This is a genomic window from Amycolatopsis sp. NPDC058278, from assembly GCF_042881395.1.
GTDB lineage: Bacteria > Actinomycetota > Actinomycetes > Mycobacteriales > Pseudonocardiaceae > Amycolatopsis.
Map to the genome: position 1 here is coordinate 1 of NZ_JBHVXZ010000070.1, position 14,142 is coordinate 14,142.

Genomic DNA, 14,142 nt, shown 5'->3' on the forward strand with positions numbered 1-14,142 from the left:
GTCACCTGCGAGGCCGCAGGTGACCCACCGGCGCTCTTCGTCAGCGGATGCCGACGCTGGTGGTGTAGGTGTCCTGGTCGTTGGCGATCGACGCGTTCGGTGCGCCGGCCTGGCAGGTGCGCGGCGGGGTGCCGGGTGTGCCGGTGCCGGGGCAGAGGAACAGGTCCGGCGGGCGGGTGTCCGACCAGACCGGGTACGCAGTCCGGGCGGTGACGGCGATCCCGGCGTAGTCACCGTAGAAGGTGCCGGTGAACTGCGTCGGCGGCGGCATGCTGCCCGACGTCGCCCGGGTGTGGGTGAACCCGGCGGAGACCGTGATGTCGGAGAATCCGGTGGTCTCGTCGGCGCCGTACTGGCGGTCGTAGTAGCTGACGGCGAAGGTGCCGTCCGGGCTGAACGCGGCGCCCTGCCAGAACTGGTCGGTCCGGGCCTGGCCGGGCGCGGTGGTGACCACCGGCAGCTGCCGGACGTCGGTGGTGCCGCCGGCGAACGAGGCACCGGCGTTCGTCGAGGTCGACAGCACGATGTCGTTGTTGCAGGTGCCGTTCTTCACGCCGGTGTAGGTGTTGATGCCGGTGGCGGGGTTGAACCCGGTCGGCGTGCAGCCGGTGCTCTCGTTCGAGTTGCGGCTGATGTACGAGCCGTAGGTGACCAGGATCCGGCGCGGGTTGCGCGGGTCGACGCCACCGATCGGGTAGTTGCTCGCGCGAAACACCGAGTTCGCCGACGGGCCCTTCTCGGGGACGCAGGCGCGGCCGGGGTCTTGGCCGTTCTGGTAGGTCGCGCAGTCGGGCAGCTCGTGGTAGTTGCCGACCAGCACGGGCGTGGAGAAGCTCTGGCCGCCGTCGGCCGAGCGGGCCAGCAGGACCTGGTTGTGGTTGTCCGCCGGGTTCGCGGTGGCGTTGTTGAAGTTGTTGAACACCACGTACAGCGCGCCGTCCGGGCCGACGAACGGCTGCGAGTCCTGGTTCTGGTTGCAGCGGCCGTGTGGCGTCGGGAAGCCGAGGGGGTTGGCGCACAGCGGAGTGTCGGCGCTCACCAGCACCGGCGCCGAGAACGTTTCGCCGTAGTCGGCGGAGTAGGCCTCGTAAATGTAGCCGGTGCCGTCGTCGGCGAAGGTCGTCCACGACACGTACACCCGGTCCCGGAACGGGCTGCGCGGGTTGCTGTCCACGGCCAGCAGTTGCTTGTCCAGCAGGAAGTTCCCGGCGCCCGCGGTGTCGTCGTGGGTCGCGACGGGACGTCCGGGGAAGTTCCAGGACGCGCCGTTGGTGCCGGTCGAGCGGAAGACCAGGAACGCGCTGGACTGGTCCGGGTTCGCCGACACAGCGCTGCCGCGGTTGAACACCTGGCACGACAGGTAGGCGTTGCCGCGGGAGTCCCAGGCCACCGAGGTGTCGCCGCCGGACTGCCAGTACTCCCGGGGCGCGCCGCCGAAGTCGGTGCCGCGGCTGAAGCCGTTCGGCGTGGTCGCGTCGGCCCAGGTCCGGGCGCCGTCGAGGGAGTAGCTGACGCCGCAGGTGCCGTCGCCGCGGCGGTAGTCGTTGTAGGTGGCGATGACGTGGTCGGCGTTGTTCGGGTCGGCGGCGGCCCAGGTCTCGTTCTGGGCCTGGGCGCGGCCCTGGAGATCGGCGTCGGTGAGGTTCAGGCAGTTCTGGTTGACCTTGACGTTCGCGCCGAAGCGGTTCGCGCACGGTGCGGCGGCCGAGGGCGTGGCCCGGTTCGGGGCCAGAGCTCTGGCGGCGTTGGCGGGATCTTCCCCGTTGAGAACGGTGGACAGCAGGCCGGAAACGTGGCGCTGCTGCACCGGGTTGAGCTGGCGGTAGCCGAACGGCTGCGCGGTGGCCGGGGCCACGGCGAACACGCCGAGCGCGGCCGTACTCAGAATCGTCACACTGATCACGGAAATGGTGCGGGGACGCGACACGGCGTACTCCCTTGCTTGACCGGATGTCCGGTGCGCGGCCAGCCACACGGAACCGCCGCGCCTTGGCCGCCGCTCGGATCGTCGCCGCCAACCCCCTGACCGTTACCATTATGTCGACTGTCCATTCGGGACTAGGTAAGCGCATGGCCAACTCGTCCCTCGTTCGGCCGCCGACGAACGTTCTGGATCGGTCGAGCACCCGGCGGCCCATGCAGAACATGCCTTACTGGGAAATCGCAGCTTCGAATTCGCCTCACCCGTCGGTGGAACTACCCATATCCGTCTCAATGGGACAGTTGATCAGCGGATGGCCGGTCTCGCGTGGCGGGCTCCTCCACATGGCGGATTTACCGCGATGGACTTGAGTGGCTGGATCGACAGTCGCCACGGCGGGCAGCGGCGACACCGCTGCCCGCCTCACTGCCTCACCTCACCCGGAGAAGGTGAACGCGCCATGCCGCTATCCCGAAAACTCCTCACCGCCACCCTGCTGCCGGCCGTCGTGGTCGGCGGCCTGCTGGTCTCCGCGACGTCCGCGTCCGCGAACGTCGCCGTCACCCAGGTCAGCTCCGATCTGTTCACCGACGCCCAGGCCCAGCACAGAACCGAGGTCGAACCCGACACGTTCGCATTCGGCTCCACGATCGTCTCGGCCTTCCAGGTCGGCCGGGTGTCCGGCGGTGGGTCGTCCGACATCGGCTTCGCCACCTCCACCGACGGCGGCGCCACCTGGACCCAGGGCTTCCTGCCCGGCACCACCGCCAACACCGGCGGCCCCTGCGGCCAGATCAGCGACGCCGCCGTCGCCTTCGACGCCAAGCACAACGTCTGGCTCATTTCCTCGCTCGGCGTGAACTGCCCCGGCAACCCGGTGTTCACCAGCCGCTCCACCGACGGCGGCAAGACCTTCGGCAACCCCATCACCACCGCAACGGGTTCGCTGGACAAGAACTGGATCGTCTGCGACAACACCGCGAGCAGCCCGTTCTTCGGCAACTGCTACACCGAATACGACATCACCAGCTCCGGCGACTCGATCCGGATGAAGACCTCCAGTGATGGCGGCCTCACCTGGGGCCCGGCCCGCGCGACCGGCGACAGCGCCACCGGCCTCGGCGGCCAGCCCGTCGTCCGGCCGAACGGGACCGTCCTCGTGGCCTACCTCTCGCTGAACGACCAGATCCGCTCGTTCCGCTCCATCGACGGCGGCGCCAGCTGGCGTTCCACCGTCCTCGTCTCCAGCATCAGCCACCACGACGCCGCCGGCGGCCTGCGTGAGGAAGCGTTGCCCAGCGCGGAAATCGACAGCGCCGGCACCGCCTACGTCGCGTGGTCGGACTGCCGGTTCCGCGCCGGCTGCCCCAGCAACGACATCGTGCTGAGCAAGTCCACCAGCGAAACCACCTGGGGTGCCCCGACGCGGGTGCCGATCGACGCCACCACCAGCACTGTCGACCACTTCGTCCCCGGCATCGGCGTCGACCCCTCGACGTCCGGCACCAGCGCCCGGATCGGCCTGACGTACTACTTCTACCCCACCGCCAACTGCACCGCCGCGACCTGCCAGCTCGACGTCGGGTTCATCTCCTCGACCAACGGCGGCACCAGCTGGGGAACCGCCGCCCAGGTGGCCGGGCCGATGAGCCTGTCGTGGATCCCGAACACCTCCCAGGGCCGCATGTTCGGCGACTACATCTCCACCTCCGTCCGGGCCGGCGGCAACGCCTTCCCGATCGTCCCGATCGCCTCGGCCCCCAGCGGCTCGACGTTCACCATGGGCATGTTCGCCCCCACCGGTGGCCTGCCGCTGACCGGCGGCGCCCGCCGCACCGCCGAAGCTCCCGTGTCGACGGCAGCCGCCGCACAATCCGTGCTGACCGCTTTCTGACCGCAGTCCGCTGAGCCTGCGCCCACGTCGCGCAACCGACGTGGGCACAGGCCCCGGCAGGCGGCTGGACCGCGATGATCAGCTGACGGCAGTAACCGGCCGACTTTCAGTGATAGAACTGGAGGTGCCGTAGCCGTTGACAACCCGGATGCCGTAGGCACTCGCCGTAGAGCTCGGGGCCTTGTCGAGATAGGCCCGGTCGGTCGCGGCAGCACGGCCGATGGGTGTCCAGTCGACGACGCCGGCAGTTCGGCGCAGGATCTCGTAGTACGCGACGTCCTCGCCGGTGGACGGCCACTGGAGGCGCACGATGCCCGCCTCGGCGGTGGCCTCGAGCTGGGAAGGCGCGACGGGTGCGACGTGCGCGGCCGCCGACGGATCGATCCCAGTCGTGGTCGGCGTGGCCGCAGCCGATGGCGACGGCGGGCGTGACTGGCTGGGGTCCGGTGAGGTGCCCGACGAGCACGCCGTCGCTGCCAGTGCCACGGTCGCGACGATCACGAAGGTGCGGATCATGGTTCTACCCTGCCTTCGGGTCGCGGGGGGGGGGGGGGGGGCCCCCCCCCCCCCGGGGGCCGCCCCACGCGCACGGGCCCCCCCGACCCGTGCGGGCCTATTAGCGGCCCCCCGCGCGGGGGGGGGGGGGGGGGGCCCCCCCCCCCCCCCCCCCACGACCGGGTTGGCTACTTGAACTTGAAGTTCGCGTAGTGCGTGGTGCCGTCGTTGAGCGTCAGGGTGAAGCGCTGGCAGGTGCCGGCCCACGACTTGGCGGTCTTCCAGACGTAGGTGTACTGGCCGGTCGCCGGGTCGTAGGTCAGGGCCGACTGGCCCGGGTTCACGGTCTGCTCGATGTCGTCCAGGGGCTGGCTGCTGTCGCAGCTGACCTGCTGGCTCGACGGCGAGCCGGCCGCCAGGATATTCAGGCCTTTGTCACCGCCGAGGCTGAACTTGGCCGGGATCGCGCTGCCCGCCTTGGCGACGTTGACGGTCGGCGGGTTGTCCACCGGTGCGAAGAACCCGGTGAACGTGTAGCCGATCGGCGGGATCTTGCTGGCCTCCGCCACGGTCAGGGTTTCGTCGTCGGTCACGGTCGGCAGAGTGGGAGTAGCGCCGGCGAGGCCGATTGCGCCGCCCTTGAGCTTCAAGGCCGACCAGTCGTCCTGACCGGTGAGGTTCCCGCGGGTGCCGTCGTTGTTCACGTCGAAGGCCACACCGGTCTCGGTGGAGTTGCCGTTGCAGTTCCAGTCGATGGCTCCGCCGGCGTTGTTGACCGCGACGTAGGCGTTGGCGGCCGGGCACCAGTGGCGGGTGCCGTAGCCGGGTGCGCCGATGCCGGCGGGTTCGGACAGGCTGTTCTCGTTCAAGGTCGCCAGTGACGAGCGGGAGTAGTCGAACGTTCCCGCCACGCCGTTCTTGATGACGCCACCGAGCTGGAAGCCGTAGCTCATGATGCTGAGGTAGTTCGGCTTGTAGTTGGTGTCGTCACCGCCACCGTGGCGCAGGCCGAGGTTGTGGCCCAGTTCGTGCATCAGGGTGCCGGCCTGCTCGTTGTCGGTGCCGACGCTGTTGGTGAACGACCCCAGGCTGACGATGAGATCGCTGGCGCCGATGCCGCGGGAGATGCCCGAGGACGTGGTGCTGTCGTAGTTGTGCGCCGAGACGACGTAGTGGAAGAGCGGCGTCCGCCCGGTCGGGGTGAAGTTCGCGTCCTTGAGGGTCTGGAACGCGCTCCAGTCGTAGCCGCCCGCGCCGGAGGTGCCGAGGTTGGCCACGTGGGTCAGCTGGTGAGCACGGCTGAGCGAACCCCAGGTCGCACCGGTCGCAGGGTTCATCACACTCGACGGTCCCTCGTCGACGTGCAGGTTGATCCCGGTCGACCCGGTCGGGCTGTGATACGGCGAAGCCGCGAACGCGTCGACCACCTTCTTGATCGCCGCCGCCGTCAGCGCGTGGGAATGCGACGCGTCGGCCATCCAGTCGACCTGCAGGAAGATGTCCGGCTTGTTCTTGTCCGCACCCATCGCGGGCAAATCGACGAACTGCGAGGCAACCGGGCCGGCTCCGTCCGGATCGATCGTGATGCCCCTTTCCTCCCATTCGTCGAGCAGACCGTCGCCGTCGCTGTCCACGCCACCACCGGTGGCGCAGGAGCCCGGCGGAATCTCGAAGGCGACCGCGCGGCGGGGTTCGTAGGCTTCCATCGACCACATGACGGTCTTCGGCGAGAAGGTCACGCTGTCGCATTCGAGGTCTTCGTCACGCACCCCGCCGGCTCCGGTCCCGAAATCGAAGACCGGAGCGTGAGTGTCTCGCTGGACGACCCAGATGTGGTTGCAGCCATCCGAGCCCTCGAACAGCAACTGCCCACCGATTGCGACGCCGCTGTTGTAACAGCCGCTGCCCGACCACGGGAAACTGCCGAGATAGCCGCCGGCGATCGTGTAGTGGTGGACGGACGTCGAGGTGTCCGGGCTGATGAACAGCGTGTCGTCCTGCGCGTCGTAGGCCAGACCGTCGTCGAGTTCGTCGAACGCCGCCGCGGCAGCGTTGAACGCCACCCCACCGCTGCCGGTCGCCGGGTCGATCAACCGGACGTCGCCCGAGGTGCCGGCACCACCCCAGCCCGCCCACAGCTTCTTCCGCTTGCCGTCCCAGGCCAGCGCACCGAGTCCGCCCGCGACGGTGTAGGAGGAGATCACCGCACCGGTCAACGGGTTCGCCTTGAACAGGTCCGGACTGCTGGCGTAGCAGCTGTACCAGAGGTTCGTGCCGTCGAAGGCGATCCCCACCCCGATCCCACTGCCGCACGACTGGCCGAAGTTCGTCTGCTGCACGAGGTCCCCGTTGGCCGCCGAAGCCGGCGGAGAACCGGCCACAGAACCCAAAACCAGTGCCACAACCGCGGCTACCGTCGCCGCGATCCGCTTCCGACTTGATCTTCGAAACATTCCCGACTCCTCATGCCCGTAGACGTGAACACCATTCACCGAATCGCGTGCCCGCAGACCCGTACTCGATCTGCGCGGAGACAGGACACCTTTCATCGATCAGAACGGAGTCGTTTTCAAGCTTGAAACAGTTACAGCGTCACCCAGTTAGCTCATCGCAGAATATCCAGGTCGACGAGATGAGTTGGTTATTTCCGACCACGCAATAAGGAGCGCAATCAAACGAACCGGGGCAGCAGCCCGACGTGCAGCGATTTGCCACAGGTAGACTTGCCCCATGGCGAAGTGGGAGATTCCTGCACCCGACCGGGACTACCGCGAACGCATCGACACACTCACCACGGATGCGGGCAGCCATGTTGCCAACCAACATATTGTCTCCCGGATCCTGTTGAAGGGTTTCGCCTCCAGGGGGCATGGATCATCCAAAGGATGTCAGCTCACTGCATTCGACGTCGAACGCGGTCGCGAACTCACTACGCGAGGGTTGCGCGGCTGCGCGAAGGTTCCCGCTTTTCTCAAGTTTGCGTCAAAGTCCGCAGAGGCCCTTTGGCAGGAAGTTGAAACACGACTGGGCCCGCCGATCGACGTCGCACGCAGCGGGAATCTTCATGCGAGCCATCCGTACAACGACGTCATCAAGGATGGCATAGCCCTGCACTTCGTCCGCAGCCCTCGCTTCCTCGATGTCAATCAAGCCAGCGCCGCCGAGGCCATGACCGGCGTCAGGCGAGAAACTCCGTACATCAGGAAAGACTTGCTCGCCGCAGAATTCTATCGACGGTATGGGTTCCACGCAGGTGGAGTCGAAGCGCTCCGCGTCTTGCTGGACAAACCGCTCGACGACTGGCAGAAGCTCATCGACGACGGAGCGCTCGCGCGCGTCAGCATGGAGATGATGTTCGAACGAGTGCGCGCAACATTACAGCCACTGTCCCTTGAGATCCTGCACGTACCGCCGGGCTGCGAACTGCTCATCTCCGATGCCCCCGCCTTCACGTTCTGCACCGACGGCCGCACTGGAATCACTCAAGTGAACATGGCGATCGGTGATTCCCACGGCATTGCGCTACCACTCGCGCGAGACTGCCTCGCCGTCATCAGTCCCGACTCCCTCGATGCCGAGATCACCCCTGAAGCCGTCGACATGTTCAATACGATCCAGGTTCGAATCGCCCGCAAGCAGGTGTACTACCACCCTTCCGGTGAATTGCGGGCGTTCGCCGAGACGGCCGCCGATCGATATCGAGTGGCAACACAGCGCCCGTCTTCGCCATGAGCCGTTCCTGGCACGGCGGCGCCTCGCTCTCTTCAAAAATGGTGGGGTCGCACTGGCCGGCACCTCGCGCAAGTACCTGCGTCTGCTCCCTCCTCGTCGCGGACGTAGGAGCCGTTCAGGGCGCCGATGGTCGCGCTGAGGCGCACGATGAACAGGCGTCGACGTCCATAGGCGGGCCGTTGCCCCATCGGGGTGGCCGGCGGCTCGCGGTCTCGGTGCGGGGTGTGGTTGCGTCGCCGTTGGCGCACAGTAGGGTGCCGGGTGGGCACGTTCCGTCACATTTGCGGGACCTGGAGTAGGGGGAATGGATGCGTCGCGTCGTGATGCGGTCATGATCGCACCCAGGCGGAATTTGCGGCTGATGCAGCAGCAGGCCGGTGAGCTGGACGCACGGCTTGCCGCCGCCCGACACACCGCCCGCTCCGGCGACCGGCTGGTCACGGCCGTGGTCACCGGTCAGGGAAAGCTGCTCGATCTGCGGATCGAGGACCGAGCGCTGCACGGCACGCACGTGCAGAAGCTCGGCCTGAGCATCGTCGAAGCGGTCCGCGCTGCCCGCGCCGCGGCCAACTCCTCGGCGCTTCCGCAGCTGAACGCCCTGTTCGGCAAGCAACCGCCACCGCCGCCGGTCACTCCGGCCGCACCTGCGCACCCGTCGGCCGGTGCGCAGGCTGCCCGGCGCGAAGGTGAGCCGGAGGACGAGGAGAACTTCGAAGAGCTGGACTTCCTGACCGACGAGCCGGAGCCAGGAGGTCGACGCTGGTGAAAAGCGAAGAGCAGCTGTACCACCGCGCGAAGGAAATCGACGCGCGCGTAGCTGCGGTGGAGCAGGCCGCCCAGACCGGTGAGGCCCTGCCACTGGTGCTCGAGATCGGTGCCGGCCTCGGCACCGTGACAGTGGACGGCCTAGGCAGCCTGGTGTCGGTGGATCTCGCCCGCGACGCGGTCGCCGGACACACCGGCGCCAGCCTCGCCGCGCACGTCCTGCGCGCGATCGCCGGCGCCGAATCGGCCGCCGCCACCCGGCGCAAGACCATGATCGACGACGCCGCACGGGAGGTCCGATGAGCGACGGCAACTTCACCAACCCCTTCGGCACCGCCGCGGCCGGCTCCGGCTTCGAGGTCTACCCCCAAGCCCTGCGCGCGGCCACCGACGACGTGTTCGCCGCCCGCGACAAGGTGCTCAAGTTCGGCCAGGAAGACCTGGGCCAGGTGGTCCTGCGCGATGACGACGTAGGCATGCTGGGGGCCCAGGCCGGTGTCGTCGAGATGTTCAACAACGCCATCGCCCACATCCGCGACAAGACCGGCAAAGGTGCGATGCAGCTGGGCCAATTCGGCGAAGCACTGGACAAGGCAGCCGACTACTACGACACCCAGGACGAGGCGGACTTCAAGCGTCTGCGCGACCTGGAGAAGGGCATGGGCTGACCCGTGAGCGCACCGACTGCCCCGCCGACACCGGCCGCCGCGCCGCAGCCCTATCCCGACGAAGCCGACGGGAAGATCCGCAGGATCGCCGAGCTGCTCGGTCGCGGCGACATCATTCAGCTGCTGGACGACGTCCGCAACAAGCTGCTGGGCAACGCCTTCCAGGTGCAGGACATGGCCATGGAGTTCGCGAAGAACCACACCCTCGCCGACGCCGGCGACGACATCGACAACGCAGTCCAGGCGGTGGCCGGCACCTGGAGCGGGCGTGCCGCCGCCCAGTTCAACACCTACGCCGACCACGTCGGGAAAGCGCTCGGGGATCAGCAGGACGTCGTCGGCAGCATGTCCGGCATCCTCTCCGGCATCGCCGGCTGCGTGATCGAGACCTACGGCAAAGCCATCGAGTTCATCGGCACCTGCGCCGTCGAGCTGGGCAAGCTCGGCTACAAGACGATCGTCGCGATCGCGACCGCCGCGATTCCCATCGTCGACGTCTTCACCTCCAAGGAGGTCATCGACGCGGTCGTGGACGCGTTCGCCAACCTCGTCACCGCCATCAACGGGCTGTTCGCCCAGGCCGTCTCCACCCTCGGTGACTTCCGTGCGCAAGCCACCGCCATCGTGCAGGGCGACACCGACTTCCCCGACCTGCCCCCGATGCCCACCAACTCCGGAATGGACAACGAGAAGCAATGGCGCATCGACCCCAGCGCAGCTCCCGCATGAAGACACGAGTCCTCAGCTGCGCGGTACTCGTGGCGACAAGTTTGCTCACCAGCTGCGGCCCTTCGACACCTGAACGCGTGCTGACCCAGCCACCAGGCCCCGCGCGGACCGGCGCCCCGCTGCCACTGGACCAGGTCGACAAGCCCCTTGACCTGGCGAAGTTCGACGCCGACCCGTGCAGCCTGCTGACGAAAGACCAGGTGGCTGCCGCCGTGGCCGATCCACCCGGCGACGTTAGCGCGTTCAGGAAGGCCGCCGCGCCGATCTACGGCTGCTCGTGGGTCGCGCCTCTCGGCGCGAACGCCACCGCGTCAAAACCGGCCAAGAGCCCGCGCACACTCACCGAGCTGTCTGAGTCAGCGGCGCGGAAAGCCGACATGTTCGAACCGTGGACCGAAACCTCGATCGAGGACTTGCCCGCCGTCGTCTACCACCAACGCGGCAGCACCGACGACTGTTCGGTAGCCGTCCAGGTCACCGACCAGCAGATGCTGACCTTCGAAATCATCGGGAAGGACCTGCCCCGCAACTACTGGGCCAACGACCGCTGCGGCGGGGTCGCCAAAATGGCCGAAGCCGTCATCGGCAACCTCCGCCAAAAATAGCAGCCACTGGCTACTACAGGTTCGGTCGCGCTGAACCGGCGTCTGGTAGGCACGCTTTCAAACGCCGACGAGCGGATCACTGCACCGCATGGTTCGACGTGCCGTCGTCGCGGTCGCCGAGTCCTGCCGCGGTCTCCGGAGGGCACTACACCGCGCGTTACCGCCGGACTTCACCACGGACTTCGTACCTGACCTGAACCCCTATGCTCAGCAGAAAACGACCTGCGGGTGAGCGGCCTCGCTGACGAGCAGCTGACGACGTCGACACCACAGGTGGTCGGCATCAGTCATGCTGACGATCAAGCCCGCTCCTTCGCGGTGTCGAGATGGGTCCGGCCATTGTGCTACAGCGATACTCTCAGCGGCGGGGCAGGGGGCGGGGCGCCTCCAACCGCCGCGGCGCGCTGGTCCCACGTCGGCGCGCTATCCGGGAAACTCAGTGATTTCCAATCTTTGATCCGCCTCAGTTGGCGTACCCGCTGCAGCGTGTGATGGCCACGCGATCTCTTTCCAATTTCCGGACTTTTGTCCCGCTCGTCAGGATCCGCCCGGTGCGTAGTTAACTGTGCCGCGTGGAATGGAGTTCAGCGTGGTTCGCCGCTCGTGATGGCGAAGGGTGCGGTATGTGCGCCGACCGAGGTCATCCGGATACTGGGTTCGGTGTCCGGTACCTGGTTGGCCGGTACGCCGACGGTTACCTGCAGCGATCGGGGCAGGTGCGCGGCTACAGCCACCTCATCTGGCAGGGACGGCACGTCGCCGAGGTTACGCAGCTGACTGCCACCGAGGCGGCGGGTTTCTGGCTGGATGTGGTCGACGCCGCTCGCGCGGTTCAGGCTGTCTGCCGACCGGTTACGGTCAATCTTTCAGTTCTGGGCAACGGATTACCGCATCTGCATGCTCACGTGATCCCGCGGTACGCGGTCGGTGATCCCCGGCCTGGCCGTCCGCTGCCGCACCGGTACCTCGATCAGGGAACGCAGGACGAGGAGCAGGTGGCACGCTGCGCAGCGGACTTGGTGACCTACCTGGCCAAGCCGCGTGACGGGGACGACGTCCCCGTCACGTGACCGCTGGGGCCTTCAGCGTGCCCTGGTCAACGTCTCGAGCAGGCGCGGGATGTGCTCGGCCGCGTCGAGACGCAAGCCGTCCCAGGTGGCGCGGTGGTAGGCCACCGCGGTAGGGCCGCCGCGTACCGGGACGCCCACCGCGGTCATTCCGGCTCGTTGCGCGCCGGCGAGTTCGTCGCCGCCCCCGTCGCCGCAGTACAGCACCGCCCTGGCGGGCAGGCCGAGCCGGTCGAGGACGCGCTCGTAGAGCACCGGGTCGGGTTTGACGACGTGTTCCCGGCAGCTGAAGAACGCGGGCAGCGGCGGTGCGTAGCGGGGCCAGGCGTCGGCGATGTCGGTGGACGCGTCGGACAGCACTGCCACGGCCACCCCGTGGCCGGCGAGGTCGTTGAGCATGCTCAGAATCGCCCGATTCCAGCGGAGGCGTTGCCGCGCCCGGTGCCGGATCCGCTGCGCGGCGGCGGTCAGGTTCGGGCTGTGCGCGCCCGACTTCTCGGCCAGGCCTGCCGCGATCGCCTCGACGGTGGCCCACTGGCCGAGGTGGCGCTCGCGCCACGTGAGTCCCAGCGCGTCGCGCACCGCGTCAGGGGATACGCCGAAGGCGTCGGCGAGTTCGGTTGCCGCGTCGGCGCGGTCCCGGCGGGAGGGCGCGGCGACGAGCGTGCCGAACAGGTCGAAGACCACGGCGCTGACGGACTGGCGTTCAGAGGTGGTCACGCAGCACCTCCAGGGAGTCGCGGGGGTGTTCCAGTACGGTCAGTGGGGGCGGGATCGGCTCGTCGAGCGGGTCGTGGCGACGTCCACACAGGACGGATTCGACGAGGCGCCAGCAGGTGCTGTGCCCGACGGCGACCAGCGTGGTCTCCGGGGGCAGGGTGTCGTGCAGGTGCAGCAGGTGAGCGAAGATCCGCTTTTCGACGTCGAGCAGGGTCTCGCCGCCGGGTGGCCGGGCGTCGTAGTGGGTGTCGACGTTGGCCCAGGCTGGGTCTCGGGCGAGGTCGGTGAACGCGGTGAGGGTGTAGCTGCCGAAGTCGCGTTCGCGCAGGGCCGGGTCCTGAATTGGGCGTCGATGGTGGGGGTGGGTGAGGCGGTGGGCGGTGTTGAGGGCGCGGGGCTGGTCGCTGCTGTAGACGGCGAACGGTCCGGTCAGGGCCAGGGACTGGCCGAGGGTGGTGGCTTGCTGCAGGGATTCGGGTAGTAAGCGGGAGTCTGTGCGGCCCATGAGCAGCCCGGCGGCGTTGGCGTGGGTGCGGCCGTGCCGGATGAGCATCAGCCTGGGCGCGGCGATCATGACCGGGTCCAATCCGCGGTGAGGATGACCTTCAGGCGATCCGCGGCAGGCCGGTCGTAGAGCTGGTACGCCGCGGCGACATCGATGACGGTGAACCGGTGGGTCAGCAGCAGAGCCAGCTCATCGAGGTGGCGGCACAGGTAGTCCTCGGCCGGGCCGAACCAGTCTTGCCAGGGCGGGGTGATGCTGCCGATCAGGGTCAGGTTGCGGCGGAGCAGGGTCTCGAAGGGGACGACGTAGTCGGGTTCGTCGGGCACGCCCATCGCCAGGACGGTGCCGCTGTGGCCCGTGAGGGTGATCGCGTCTCGAAGGGTGCGCTGCTGGTGGCCGACCGCTTCGAGACAGATCTCGGCGGGTTCCGGGTCGCGGCGGGCCCAGGCGGCGGCGGTGTCGCGGACGTGATGGATGACGCCGAACGCGGCGGTGATAGCGGGATCGCGGTGGATGGGGTCGACGCCTGTGACCACCGCGCCGCGGCGGGACAGGACGTGGGCGGCCAGCAGCCCGATCGACCCCAGGCCCAGCACGGTCACACGGCGGCCGGTGAGGTCGGCGCCGAGCTTGCCGGCCGCGTAGAGGACGGTGGCGATCGGCTGGATCAGGGTGGCCTGGGCGTCGGTGAGGTGGTCGCCGGCCACGGTGTGGGTGGCTGCGGTGTCGGCGAGGTAGATCTCGGCCAGGCCCTGTTCCTGCACGGGCATCGCCAGGACGCGGCTCCCAGGTCGCAGTCCGGTGGCCGGGTCGGCGTCGAGGAGGTAGCCGACGCATTCATGGATCGGGAAACCGGTGGTTCCGCTGCGGGGATCGGCGGTGGAGCGGACTTTGGGCATGTCGCTGCCGCAGATCGCCGCGGCAGCCAGCCGGACGCTGATCTGGCCGGGACCCGGTTGCGGGGTGGGTGCATCGGTTCGGTGGTCGAAGTCGAAGGGACCTTTCAGCTGCAGGGCGTGCATTGTCGGGCGGCTCCTCACT

14 protein-coding genes are annotated in these 14,142 nt (G+C 68.2%); 8 read left to right on the top strand and 6 right to left on the bottom strand.

Annotated elements, in window-relative coordinates:
- Positions 1-40 precede the first annotated feature (40 nt).
- Positions 41-1,894: a sialidase family protein gene (locus tag ACFVYA_RS30870; RefSeq protein ID WP_387049949.1), complete on the bottom strand. Its 1,854-nt coding sequence runs from the start codon at positions 1,892-1,894 to the stop codon at positions 41-43.
- A gap of 487 nt (positions 1,895-2,381) precedes the next feature.
- On the opposite strand from ACFVYA_RS30870, the gene ACFVYA_RS30875 reads away from it, so the two are divergent.
- The gene (locus ACFVYA_RS30875; RefSeq protein WP_387049950.1) at positions 2,382-3,815 is read left to right on the top strand and encodes a sialidase family protein; all 1,434 of its coding nucleotides are present in this window, start codon (positions 2,382-2,384) and stop codon (positions 3,813-3,815) included.
- A 78-nt stretch (positions 3,816-3,893) separates the two neighbouring features.
- Here ACFVYA_RS30875 and ACFVYA_RS30880 read toward each other — a convergent pair whose 3' ends face one another.
- Complete coding sequence (locus ACFVYA_RS30880) at positions 3,894-4,331, bottom strand: hypothetical protein (RefSeq protein WP_387049952.1); 438 nt, start codon at positions 4,329-4,331, stop codon at positions 3,894-3,896.
- A gap of 167 nt (positions 4,332-4,498) precedes the next feature.
- Positions 4,499-6,649: a PxKF domain-containing protein gene (locus ACFVYA_RS30885; protein WP_387049954.1), complete on the bottom strand. Its 2,151-nt coding sequence runs from the start codon at positions 6,647-6,649 to the stop codon at positions 4,499-4,501.
- A gap of 391 nt (positions 6,650-7,040) precedes the next feature.
- Here ACFVYA_RS30885 and ACFVYA_RS30890 point away from each other — a divergent pair, with 391 nt between their 5' ends.
- The 7 genes from ACFVYA_RS30890 to ACFVYA_RS30920 all read left to right on the top strand — a co-directional run bounded on the left by ACFVYA_RS30890 (position 7,041) and on the right by ACFVYA_RS30920 (position 11,879).
- Positions 7,041-8,042, top strand: a complete 1,002-nt coding sequence (locus tag ACFVYA_RS30890) for a DUF4238 domain-containing protein (RefSeq protein WP_387049956.1) — start codon at positions 7,041-7,043, stop codon at positions 8,040-8,042.
- A 331-nt stretch (positions 8,043-8,373) separates the two neighbouring features.
- Entirely contained in the window at positions 8,374-8,808 is a 435-nt protein-coding gene (locus ACFVYA_RS30895) for a YbaB/EbfC family nucleoid-associated protein (RefSeq protein WP_387049957.1), read from the top strand.
- Positions 8,805-9,110 carry a hypothetical protein gene (locus tag ACFVYA_RS30900; protein ID WP_387049959.1) on the top strand — a complete coding sequence of 102 codons (306 nt, stop codon included), beginning with the start codon at positions 8,805-8,807 and terminating at the stop codon, positions 9,108-9,110. The genes ACFVYA_RS30895 and ACFVYA_RS30900 overlap by 4 nt, the downstream gene beginning before the upstream one ends.
- Positions 9,107-9,475 (top strand): hypothetical protein, encoded by a 369-nt coding sequence (locus tag ACFVYA_RS30905; protein ID WP_387049961.1) that lies wholly within the window; start codon positions 9,107-9,109, stop codon positions 9,473-9,475. The genes ACFVYA_RS30900 and ACFVYA_RS30905 overlap by 4 nt, the downstream gene beginning before the upstream one ends.
- 3 nt (positions 9,476-9,478) lie before the next feature.
- Positions 9,479-10,204 (top strand): hypothetical protein, encoded by a 726-nt coding sequence (locus ACFVYA_RS30910; protein WP_387049963.1) that lies wholly within the window; start codon positions 9,479-9,481, stop codon positions 10,202-10,204.
- Entirely contained in the window at positions 10,201-10,809 is a 609-nt protein-coding gene (locus ACFVYA_RS30915; RefSeq protein ID WP_387049965.1) for a DUF3558 domain-containing protein, read from the top strand. The genes ACFVYA_RS30910 and ACFVYA_RS30915 overlap by 4 nt, the downstream gene beginning before the upstream one ends.
- 623 nt (positions 10,810-11,432) lie before the next feature.
- Positions 11,433-11,879, top strand: a complete 447-nt coding sequence (locus ACFVYA_RS30920) for an HIT family protein (RefSeq protein WP_387049966.1) — start codon at positions 11,433-11,435, stop codon at positions 11,877-11,879.
- Between the two features lie 12 nt (positions 11,880-11,891).
- On the opposite strand, the gene ACFVYA_RS30925 is transcribed toward ACFVYA_RS30920, so the two are convergent.
- From ACFVYA_RS30925 to ACFVYA_RS30935, 3 genes are read right to left on the bottom strand one after another with little or no spacing between them, the layout of a single operon-like run.
- Complete coding sequence (locus ACFVYA_RS30925) at positions 11,892-12,596, bottom strand: HAD family hydrolase (RefSeq protein ID WP_387049968.1); 705 nt, start codon at positions 12,594-12,596, stop codon at positions 11,892-11,894.
- A complete protein-coding gene (locus tag ACFVYA_RS30930) occupies positions 12,583-13,170 on the bottom strand; it encodes a histidine phosphatase family protein (RefSeq protein WP_387049969.1) in 588 nt (195 codons plus the stop codon). The genes ACFVYA_RS30925 and ACFVYA_RS30930 overlap by 14 nt, the downstream gene beginning before the upstream one ends.
- The gene (locus ACFVYA_RS30935) at positions 13,167-14,123 is read right to left on the bottom strand and encodes a zinc-binding dehydrogenase (protein WP_387049971.1); all 957 of its coding nucleotides are present in this window, start codon (positions 14,121-14,123) and stop codon (positions 13,167-13,169) included. The genes ACFVYA_RS30930 and ACFVYA_RS30935 overlap by 4 nt, the downstream gene beginning before the upstream one ends.
- Positions 14,124-14,142 lie beyond the last annotated feature (19 nt).

Bases quoted from the DNA above. Each gene is read 5' to 3' on its own strand.
- ACFVYA_RS30875 (WP_387049950.1), top strand. From the start codon at position 2,382: ATGCCGCTATCCCGAAAACTCCTCACCGCCACCCTGCTGCCGGCCGTC.
- ACFVYA_RS30880 (WP_387049952.1), bottom strand. From the start codon at position 4,331: ATGATCCGCACCTTCGTGATCGTCGCGACCGTGGCACTGGCAGCGACG.
- ACFVYA_RS30890 (WP_387049956.1), top strand. From the start codon at position 7,041: ATGGCGAAGTGGGAGATTCCTGCACCCGACCGGGACTACCGCGAACGC.
- ACFVYA_RS30895 (WP_387049957.1), top strand. From the start codon at position 8,374: ATGATCGCACCCAGGCGGAATTTGCGGCTGATGCAGCAGCAGGCCGGT.
- ACFVYA_RS30905 (WP_387049961.1), top strand. From the start codon at position 9,107: ATGAGCGACGGCAACTTCACCAACCCCTTCGGCACCGCCGCGGCCGGC.
- ACFVYA_RS30915 (WP_387049965.1), top strand. From the start codon at position 10,201: ATGAAGACACGAGTCCTCAGCTGCGCGGTACTCGTGGCGACAAGTTTG.
- ACFVYA_RS30920 (WP_387049966.1), top strand. From the start codon at position 11,433: ATGTGCGCCGACCGAGGTCATCCGGATACTGGGTTCGGTGTCCGGTAC.
- ACFVYA_RS30930 (WP_387049969.1), bottom strand. From the start codon at position 13,170: ATGATCGCCGCGCCCAGGCTGATGCTCATCCGGCACGGCCGCACCCAC.
- ACFVYA_RS30935 (WP_387049971.1), bottom strand. From the start codon at position 14,123: ATGCACGCCCTGCAGCTGAAAGGTCCCTTCGACTTCGACCACCGAACC.